This is a genomic window from Peribacillus sp. FSL E2-0159 (genome assembly GCF_038643155.1).
GTDB classification, from domain to species: Bacteria; Bacillota; Bacilli; order Bacillales; family DSM-1321; genus Peribacillus; species Peribacillus simplex.
The window spans coordinates 1-10,000 of record NZ_CP152053.1; the positions used below are offsets into that span (position 1 = coordinate 1).

Sequence of the window (10,000 nt, forward strand, 5' to 3'; positions counted from 1 at the left end):
TTGGATAACATCGATAGCCTCTGGAACCAGGCGCTCGGAAAAATCGAAAAAAAAATCAGTAAACCAAGCTTTGAAACTTGGCTTAAATCAACCAAGGCTTATTTACTGCAGGGTGATACATTAACAGTCACCGCTCCCAATGAATTTGCCAGGGATTGGCTCGAAGAACGCTATTCCCATCTTATTTCCGATGTATTGTTTGAACTTACCGGTGAGGAATTGGAAGCAAAATTCATCATTCCCCCCAATCAAGAAGATGATGATTTTACCGTTCCTGTTCAGCCTAAAAAGATAAAAAAACAGGATAAAGAGCATGCTGCATTTCCACAGCATATGCTGAATGCGAAAAATACCTTCGATACATTTGTCATCGGCTCCGGCAATCGTTTTGCCCATGCCGCGTCTCTCGCTGTCGCAGAAGCTCCGGCCAAAGCCTATAATCCCTTATTCATATACGGAGGCGTAGGTCTTGGAAAAACTCATTTAATGCATGCAATCGGCCATTATGTTCTTGAGCATAATCCGAATGCAAAGGTCGTTTATTTATCGTCTGAAAAGTTCACGAATGAATTCATCAACTCGATCCGGGACAATAAAGCAGGGGAATTCCGTGATAGATATCGAAGCGTTGATGTTTTATTAATTGATGATATTCAATTTCTTGCGGGAAAAGAACAAACTCAAGAAGAGTTTTTCCATACATTCAATGCGTTGCATGAAGAAAGCAAACAGATCGTCATCTCGAGTGACCGCCCGCCAAAAGAGATACCTACACTCGAGGATCGCCTCCGTTCAAGGTTTGAGTGGGGCTTGATCACGGATATCACACCTCCTGATCTAGAAACTCGTATTGCCATATTGCGCAAAAAGGCAAAAGCTGAGGGTCTTGATATCCCGAATGAAGTCATGCTCTATATTGCCAACCAAATCGATTCCAATATTCGTGAGCTTGAGGGAGCACTTATCCGTGTCGTCGCTTATTCTTCATTGATTAATAAAGATATAAATGCCGATTTGGCAGCTGAAGCATTAAAAGACATCATACCTAGCTCAAAACCTAAAATAATCACCATCTTAGAAATCCAGAAGACGGTCGGTGAACATTATAGTGTCAAACTTGAGGATTTCAAGGCGAAAAAACGGACTAAATCCGTAGCCTTTCCAAGACAGATTGCCATGTATCTTTCCAGGGAGTTAACGGACTCATCCCTGCCCAAGATAGGTGATGAATTTGGAGGTCGCGATCATACGACCGTTATTCATGCGCATGAAAAAATCTCTAAACTCATGCAAACGGACACCCAGCTTCAGCGTCAGGTTAAAGAAATCCAGGATCAGCTTAGGGTATAATAGATTCTGGATAATGTGCATAACTGACGACTACTTACACACAGTCTGTCCACATGTGGATAGACTGTTTTTCCTTAGGTTGAGTGGACTTATCCACATATCAACAGGCCCTACTACTATTACTACTATCTTTTTTAATAAAAATTATTAATAAATATGCCTATTCGGCAATTAAAAATTGGAGGATGAAACATGAGATTTATAATCCAAAGAGATCGATTAGTTCATAGTGTCCAAGAAGTAATGAAAGCAATCACATCGAGGACGACGATTCCGATTCTAACGGGGATAAAAATAAGCGTTACTAGTGAGGGTGTCACTCTAACAGGAAGTGATTCAGATATCTCCATCCAATCATTCATACCGGCTGAGGTTGACGGAGATGAGATTGTTGAAGTTAAAAGTAGCGGCGGTATTGTCCTGAATGCTCGTTTTTTCAGTGAAATTGTCAAAAAGCTTCCGATGGATACTGTAGAAATTGAAGTGGAGAACAACTTTCAAACGATTATTCGCTCAGGTAAAGCTGAATTTAATCTAAATGGACTGGATCCTGAGGAATACCCTCATCTTCCGATCATTGAAGAAGAAAATATTTTCAAACTTCCAACGGACCTTTTAAAGACCCTTATCCGCCAAACTGGCTTTGCAGTGTCCACGTCAGAAACACGCCCCATCTTAACAGGTGTAAACTTAAAGGTTCAAGATGACGAATTGACCTGTATTGCAACAGATAGTCATAGGCTTGCAATGAGAACAGCCAAAATAGAAAATAAAATTACCGGAACCTATAGCGTTGTAATCCCAGGTAAAAGTTTGAATGAGTTGAGTAAAATCCTTGATGATACAAACGAACTCATTGAAATCGTCATTACTGAAAACCAAGTACTTTTCAAAGCTGAAAATTTATTATTCTTCTCAAGACTGCTTGAAGGGAATTATCCTGATACATCACGCTTGATTCCATCGGATAGCAAAACGGATGTGACTGTTCACACTAAAGATTTTCTTCAAGCGATCGACAGGGCTTCTTTATTGGCGAGAGAAGGAAGAAATAATGTCGTCAAATTGACAACCCTGGAAGGCCGTATAATCGAAGTCTCTTCCAATACTCCTGAAATTGGTAAAGTAATTGAGGAGGTTCAGGCAGAAGCCATTGAAGGTGAAGACCTGAAAATCTCATTCAGTGCCAAATTTGTGATGGATGCTCTAAAAGCATTGGAAGGTTCCGATATAAAAATTAATTTCACAGGTGCAATGCGTCCGTTTGTCATTCGTCCGCTACACGATGATTCCATGCTGCAATTAATTCTCCCGGTAAGGACTTATTAAGCTAAAATAATATTTCGAAAAAATTAAAGGCTTGTATAGCAGGCCTTTAATTTTTTTATATTTAAACATAGGTTTCCACAGGATTTTCAGTGTTTTTTAAATGCTGTACGGAACGCTGAAACGCTAAAAAAAAGAACTGAAAAAGCTATACTTTGTCTTAATGGGATTAATTTAGTAAAATGAAATATTAAAGACTACTTAGAAATGAGTGAGGCATGAAATGGACTCCATAAAAATCAGTACCGAATATATTACGCTTGGGCAATTCTTGAAATTGGCAGATTTGATCCAAAGCGGCGGAATGGCGAAATGGTTCTTAAGTGAATACGAGGTTTACATTAATGGCGAATTAGACGTGAGAAGAGGCAGGAAATTAAGATCAGGTGATAAAATAGAGATTCCTGGATTTGGCACCTACACAATTACAAGCTAAAACATAAGGGAAGAGCGGAATATGTATATTGAAAATATAAGTTTGAAAAATTACCGCAACTATACCGAATTGAATCTGACTTTTGAAAATAAAGTCAATGTTATCCTCGGCGAAAATGCTCAAGGAAAAACAAATGTCATGGAATCTATTTTTGTTTTAGCAATGGCAAAATCTCATCGGACCTCAAATGATAAAGAACTTATTCGCTGGGATGAAGAGTATGCTAAAATAGAAGGAAGAGTTAGAAAGAGAAATACCTCAATACCACTTGAGCTGACCATTTCAAAAAAAGGGAAAAAGGCGAAGTGCAACCATATTGAACAAAGAAAGTTGAGTCAATATGTCGGAAATATGAATGTGGTCATGTTTGCGCCTGAGGATCTTAACCTTGTAAAGGGAAGTCCTCTAGTCAGACGCCGTTTTATAGATATGGAAATTGGCCAGGTTTCTCCCGTATACCTTCATGATATGAGCCAATATCATAAAATACTTCAACAAAGAAATCATTACTTAAAGCTTCTGCAGACCCGGAAACAAACGGATACGACGATGCTTGACGTACTGACTGATCAATTTATTCAGTATGCAGCGAAAATTGTCGAAAGAAGATACGAGTTTCTTTTAAAGCTCCAGCAATGGGCAGAGCCGATCCATTCGGGGATCTCCAGAAATCTAGAAGTATTGAAAATCCAATATAAACCGTCGCTTGATGTATCAGAATCTATGGATTTGACGAAAATGATAGAAGTATACACAGAAAAATTTGATAAAATAAAAACAAGGGAAATTGAACGGGGTGTAACACTGGTAGGTCCTCATCGTGACGACCTGGTTTTTTTTGTGAATGACCGTGATGTCCAGACATATGGTTCACAAGGACAACAGCGTACGACTGCCCTGTCTTTGAAACTTGCCGAAATTGAGCTGATCCATGAAGAAATCGGCGAGTATCCCATTTTATTATTGGATGATGTGTTATCTGAACTTGACGATTTCCGTCAATCCCATTTACTGAATACGATACAAGGGAAAGTGCAAACATTCGTGACGACACCCTCCGTTGATGGAATCGATCATCAAACCCTAAGAGAAGCGTCCACCTTTTATGTTAGTCAAGGAAGTATAAAAAAGGTTAAATGATGAGGTGAATGTATGTATCTCCATATTGGTGAAGACATTCTTGTGAAAACGGACGATGTCATAGCCATTTTAGATAAGAAGCTGCTTCAGTCCTCTCCAATCATCAATGAATTTTTGGAGAAAAAGTCTGATGTAACTTACCATTTAGCAAAAAACTCGGTTAAATCGATTGTAGTGACGGACAAACAGGTATATTATTCACCGCTTGCGTCGTCCACTTTGAAAAAGCGTTCACTGCAGCCATCGCTCTTAATCGATGATATAGATATTCTATGAATTGTAGCTAATCGTTATAATTACTCCTGAAAATTGATAAATGCCAAAAGAAAAGTGTAGGTGATACGTATGACAATGGAACAAAAAGAAGTACAAGCTCAGGCATACGATGAGAATCAGATACAGGTTTTAGAAGGCTTAGAAGCAGTTCGTAAACGTCCGGGGATGTATATCGGCACTACCTCTGCAAAAGGACTTCACCATCTTGTTTGGGAAATTGTCGATAATAGTATTGATGAGGCACTGGCTGGTTTCTGTACGGAAATCAAAGTGACGATCGAAGAAGACAATAGCATAACCGTAGTCGATAATGGTCGGGGAATCCCAGTAGGCATCCATGAAAAAATGGGACGCCCAGCTGTAGAAGTAATCATGACGGTCCTTCATGCGGGCGGAAAATTTGGCGGCGGAGGTTATAAGGTCTCCGGTGGTCTGCATGGTGTGGGGGCTTCAGTAGTTAATGCCTTATCCACGGTATTGGAAGTTTACGTTCATCGTGAAGGTAAAATCCATTATCAGCAATTTAACCGCGGTGTTCCTAAAGAAGATTTGAAAATTATCGGGGAAACCGATCATACCGGAACGACTGTACACTTCATTCCTGATGGTGAAATCTTCACGGATACCTTGGAATATGATTTCGATACTTTAGCCACACGAATCCGTGAGCTTGCATTCCTGAATAAAGGCTTGAAGCTGATCATTGAAGATAAGCGTGAAGAAGAAGAGAAAATCAGGGATTACCACTATGAGGGCGGTATCAAATCTTATGTTGAGCATTTAAACCGTTCTAAAGAGGTATTGCATGAGGAACCGATTTTCATGGAAGGCGAGAAAGATGGAATTTCTGTTGAATTGGCATTGCAATATAATGACAGCTATATCAGTAATGTCTTTTCTTTTGCCAATAATATTCATACCTATGAAGGCGGTACACATGAATCAGGATTCAAGACTGCTTTGACCCGTGTCATCAATGATTATGCACGGAAAAATGGTCTTTTAAAAGAAGCGGATGCCAATTTCTCAGGTGAAGATGTCCGGGAAGGTTTAACGGCAATCATTTCGATTAAGCATCCTGATCCACAATTTGAAGGTCAGACGAAAACCAAGCTCGGAAACTCTGAGGTGAGAACGGTTACTGATTCGATTCTTTCGGAACGACTTGATGCCTTCTTATACGAAAATCCTGCCGTGGCCCGAAAAATTGTAGATAAAGGGCAAATGGCAGCAAGAGCCCGAATGGCAGCAAAGAAAGCACGTGAATTGACCCGAAGGAAAAGTGCTTTGGAAGTATCCAATCTACCGGGTAAATTAGCAGATTGTTCTTCTAAGGACCCGAGTATCAGCGAATTGTACATCGTTGAAGGAAACTCGGCGGGAGGCTCGGCAAAACAAGGACGGGACCGCCATTTCCAAGCTATTCTGCCGCTAAGGGGTAAAATCCTGAATGTTGAAAAAGCGCGATTGGACAGAATTCTGCATAATGAAGAAATAGGTACGATCATCACAGCACTTGGAACAGGCATTGGTGATGAATTCAATACTGAAAAAGCTAGATACCATAAAATTGTTATCATGACCGATGCGGATGTCGATGGTGCCCATATCAGAACTCTGATGTTGACATTCTTCTACCGTTATATGAGAAAAATTATCGAGTATGGATATATATATATTGCTCAGCCGCCACTTTTCAAGATTCAGCAAGGGAAAAAAGTGGATTATGCTTATAATGACCGCGAGCTTGAAGAAATCATGGCGAGTTTGCCAAGTACTCCTAAGCCTAACCTGCAGCGTTATAAAGGGCTGGGGGAAATGAATCCAGAGCAATTGTGGGAAACGACCATGAATCCTGAAACGAGAACGCTGCTTCAAGTCAGTTTGAAAGATGCTGCCGAGGCAGATGAAACTTTCGAGATGTTGATGGGCGACAAGGTCGAACCGCGACGTAACTTCATTGAAGAAAATGCAATTTATGTAAAAAATCTTGATATCTGATTTTTTGACAGGATGCTTTTTACATCCTGTTCTTTACATAGTGCACGAACAGTTAAATTTAAATGAGAGTATAAGCTTTTAATAGGAGGTTGGCTCCATGTCAGAAAATGAAAGATCAGGTGTAAAAGAAATAAATATAAGTACCGAGATGCGGACATCGTTTTTGGATTATGCGATGAGCGTTATCGTGTCACGGGCTTTGCCTGATGTAAGAGACGGTTTAAAACCGGTACACCGAAGAATTCTTTATGCAATGAACGATCTTGGAATGACTTCGGATAAACCATTTAAGAAATCAGCCCGTATTGTCGGGGAAGTCATCGGTAAATATCACCCGCATGGTGATTCGGCTGTATATGAAACGATGGTACGGATGGCGCAACCTTTTAACTATCGCTATATGCTTGTAGATGGTCATGGGAATTTCGGTTCAGTCGATGGTGACCAAGCTGCCGCAATGAGGTACACAGAAGCGAGAATGTCGAAAATCTCGATGGAGTTACTTCGCGATTTAAATAAAGATACGGTTAATTTCCAGGATAACTACGATGGTTCAGAAAGAGAACCAGCCGTTATGCCTGCCCGTTTCCCGAACTTGTTAGTGAATGGTTCATCAGGAATAGCAGTAGGGATGGCAACCAATATTCCACCCCATCAATTAGGTGAGGTAATTGACGGCGTATTGGCTTTAAGTAAGAATCCTGAAATTACAATTCCAGAGTTGATGGAATATATCCCTGGGCCGGACTTTCCGACAGCCGGTTTGATTTTAGGACGAAGTGGAATCAGAAAGGCCTATGAAACCGGAAAAGGGTCAATCATTCAACGGGCGAAAGTCGAGATTGAAGAGAAATCCAATGGTAAACAGGTAATCCTTGTTAAGGAAATCCCTTATCAAGTGAATAAAGCAAGATTGATTGAAAAAATTGCAGAACTTGCTCGAGATAAGAAAATCGAAGGCATTACCGACTTACGGGATGAATCGGATCGCAATGGCATGCGTATTGTCATGGAGCTTCGAAAGGATGTTAACGCGAATGTCCTTTTAAATAACCTGTATAAGCATACCGCGATGCAGACTACCTTCGGAATCAATCTGCTTGCTTTGGTGGACGGTCAGCCTAAAGTGCTGAATTTAAAACAATGCCTGCGCTACTACTTGGAGCATCAGCAGGTAGTCATACGGCGCAGGACTGAATTTGAATTACGGAAAGCGGAAGCCCGCGCCCATATTTTAGAAGGTTTGCGCATTGCACTTGATAATTTGGACGCAGTCATTTCGTTAATCCGTGGTTCCCAAACGACAGAAATTGCCCGTGAAGGCTTAATGACACAATTCTCACTTTCCGAAAAACAGGCACAAGCTATCCTAGATATGCGTTTACAGCGCTTGACAGGTCTGGAACGTGAAAAAATTGAAGATGAATATCAAGCATTAATGGCTATAATTGCAGAATATAAAGCGATTCTTGCTGATGAGGAAAAGGTTCTTGAAATTATTCGTGAAGAGCTTCTTGAAATTAAAGAACGTTTTGATGATAAACGGAGAACTGAAATCACATTAGCCGGCTTTGAAAGCCTGGAAGATGAGGATTTAATTCCAGAGGAAAATATAATCGTGACACTTACGCATAACGGTTATATTAAACGCTTGCCTGCAACCACTTACCGCAGTCAAAAACGCGGAGGTCGAGGAATACAGGGTATGGGCACGAATACAGATGACTTTGTCGGTCACTTGTTAACCACTTCGACTCATGACACTCTATTATTCTTCACTAACAAAGGTAAAGTCTATCGTTCAAAAGGATATGAAATTCCTGAATATGGTAGAACGGCAAAGGGATTGCCGCTTATCAACTTGTTGGAAGTCGATAAAGGCGAGTGGGTCAATGCAATCATACCGGTGAAGGAATTTGCAGACGATTGGTATTTATTCTTCACGACCAGACATGGGATATCGAAGCGTACACCTTTGTCATCTTTTGCAAATATCCGTAATAATGGTTTAATTGCCCTAGGTTTACGTGAAGATGATGAATTGATTTCTGTCCGTCTTACGAATGGAGAGAAACAGATCATAATTGGAACGAAAGCAGGGATGATGATTCGTTTCCCTGAGACGGATGTACGGACAATGGGACGTACTGCAGCGGGAGTCAAAGGGATTTCCTTAAGGACGAATGATGAAGTGGTCGGAATGGAAATTCTTGAAGATGATGAAGAAGTCCTGATTGTTACGAAAAACGGCTATGGAAAACGAACCTCTGCAGAAGAATACCGTATTCAAAGCCGTGGAGGCAAAGGAATAAAAACATGTAACGTCACTGAGAAAAATGGTGAACTTATAGCCGTGAAAACCGTTACGGGTGTAGATGAAGATTTGATGCTGATTACAGCAGCTGGTGTATTGATCCGAATGGAAGTCGAAGGCATTTCTAAAACGGGCCGTAATACACAGGGTGTTAAGCTCATCCGACTCGAATCCGCAGATAATGAATATGTTTCGACGGTAGCCATCGTAGGAAGAGAAGAAGAAGAAGAAAAAGAAGAAGAAAAAGACATGGATATAGAAACGGTCACGACTCTAGATTCTGATACTGATACTGATTCTGATTCTGAACCTACTGTAATTGAAGAAAATGAAGGAACTGAAAAAGATACGGAAGAATAATCTTTCCACAAAAAAAGACCCAGGCAATTAAGCTGGGTCTTTTTTTGTGCATAAGATGAATTTCAAACTGATTTCAACAGTGTTAAAATGTGAGTAAAAAGACTTATCGATTTTGGGGAACATAAGATATAAATGATAATAAATTGAATATTATTAAGTATTTAATCATAAAGAATGTATTTTTTACCATGTTTTTCAAGTGAAATGATACTCACTAATACTACCGAGGTGAACCGTTTTTCTAGTGAAAACTCGCTATTTAATCGAAGGCTGCATCCTCTCAAAAGAGATTAGAAGTATTTCGAACCGCCCCATAATGTATGAAAAAAATAATACTGACCCAGCGATTAATAGTAGCTTTGCAAGCCTTTTTAATAACAGAGGTAAGCGTTGAAAAAACTTTGATTGATGGAAAGAAATTTCTGCCGAAAGAAGTAATAGATCCAGAATAGGATGAAATGGAAGAGTCATCGGATTTTAAGGATTTGCTCTTAAGTCAGTACAAACATATAAACGATTATTTAAAAATTGGCAGGCAGGCAGTAAAGTCGAGGTAGCCATGATTCGTTTAATCATCATTCCCCTAATGGACAAGGCTTTAGAGGAACCAGGAAACATTTTGAGGCTTCACCAATGTTGTAATAAAGAAGACTATGTATATCATCATGCTATTTCAATTGGATTAATAGGAGGATATATTGCATATAAAATGAAATGCCATAGGGCCGATGTCTATCAAGTTGCAATTGGCGGGTGTCTGGTAGATTGTGGAATTTCTATAGGGAGCATGGTTAAAC

The 10,000-nt window shown here is 40.0% G+C and carries 8 protein-coding genes (1 of these 8 cut by a window edge); all 8 read left to right on the forward strand.

What is annotated here, in order from left to right; translation table 11 throughout:
- Entirely contained in the window at positions 1–1,350 is a 1,350-nt protein-coding gene (gene dnaA / locus NYE63_RS00005; RefSeq protein ID WP_057914144.1) for a chromosomal replication initiator protein DnaA, read from the forward strand.
- 192 nt (positions 1,351–1,542) lie between these two features.
- Complete coding sequence (gene dnaN / locus NYE63_RS00010; RefSeq protein WP_342603680.1) at positions 1,543–2,679, forward strand: DNA polymerase III subunit beta; 1,137 nt, start codon at positions 1,543–1,545, stop codon at positions 2,677–2,679.
- Positions 2,680–2,899: 220 nt separating this feature from the next.
- On the forward strand, positions 2,900–3,112 hold the full coding sequence (gene yaaA / locus NYE63_RS00015) for a S4 domain-containing protein YaaA (protein WP_063234316.1): 213 nt from the start codon (positions 2,900–2,902) through the stop codon (positions 3,110–3,112).
- A gap of 21 nt (positions 3,113–3,133) precedes the next feature.
- Positions 3,134–4,252, forward strand: a complete 1,119-nt coding sequence (recF, locus tag NYE63_RS00020) for a DNA replication/repair protein RecF (protein WP_048687943.1) — start codon at positions 3,134–3,136, stop codon at positions 4,250–4,252.
- Between the two features lie 12 nt (positions 4,253–4,264).
- A complete protein-coding gene (locus tag NYE63_RS00025) occupies positions 4,265–4,528 on the forward strand; it encodes an extracellular matrix/biofilm biosynthesis regulator RemA family protein (protein WP_342603681.1) in 264 nt (87 codons plus the stop codon).
- Positions 4,529–4,603: 75 nt separating this feature from the next.
- Positions 4,604–6,529, forward strand: coding sequence for a DNA topoisomerase (ATP-hydrolyzing) subunit B (gyrB, locus tag NYE63_RS00030; protein ID WP_342605886.1), 1,926 nt, complete (start codon positions 4,604–4,606; stop codon positions 6,527–6,529).
- A 97-nt stretch (positions 6,530–6,626) separates the two neighbouring features.
- The gene (gyrA, locus tag NYE63_RS00035; protein ID WP_342603682.1) at positions 6,627–9,203 is read left to right on the forward strand and encodes a DNA gyrase subunit A; all 2,577 of its coding nucleotides are present in this window, start codon (positions 6,627–6,629) and stop codon (positions 9,201–9,203) included.
- Between the two features lie 559 nt (positions 9,204–9,762).
- A protein-coding gene (locus tag NYE63_RS00040; RefSeq protein WP_342603683.1) for a hypothetical protein crosses the window boundary here: on the forward strand, positions 9,763–10,000 show its 5' portion. Its footprint extends 137 nt past the window's final position; the window shows 238 of its 375 coding nt (coding positions 1–238); it begins with the start codon at positions 9,763–9,765; its stop codon lies beyond the right edge, outside the window.

Excerpts from the sequence above, each read along its gene's own strand:
- NYE63_RS00025 (WP_342603681.1), top strand. The coding sequence starts at position 4,265 with ATGTATCTCCATATTGGTGAAGACATTCTTGTGAAAACGGACGATGTC.
- dnaN (WP_342603680.1), top strand. The coding sequence starts at position 1,543 with ATGAGATTTATAATCCAAAGAGATCGATTAGTTCATAGTGTCCAAGAA.
- recF (WP_048687943.1), top strand. The coding sequence starts at position 3,134 with ATGTATATTGAAAATATAAGTTTGAAAAATTACCGCAACTATACCGAA.
- gyrB (WP_342605886.1), top strand. The coding sequence starts at position 4,604 with ATGGAACAAAAAGAAGTACAAGCTCAGGCATACGATGAGAATCAGATA.
- yaaA (WP_063234316.1), top strand. The coding sequence starts at position 2,900 with ATGGACTCCATAAAAATCAGTACCGAATATATTACGCTTGGGCAATTC.
- gyrA (WP_342603682.1), top strand. The coding sequence starts at position 6,627 with ATGTCAGAAAATGAAAGATCAGGTGTAAAAGAAATAAATATAAGTACC.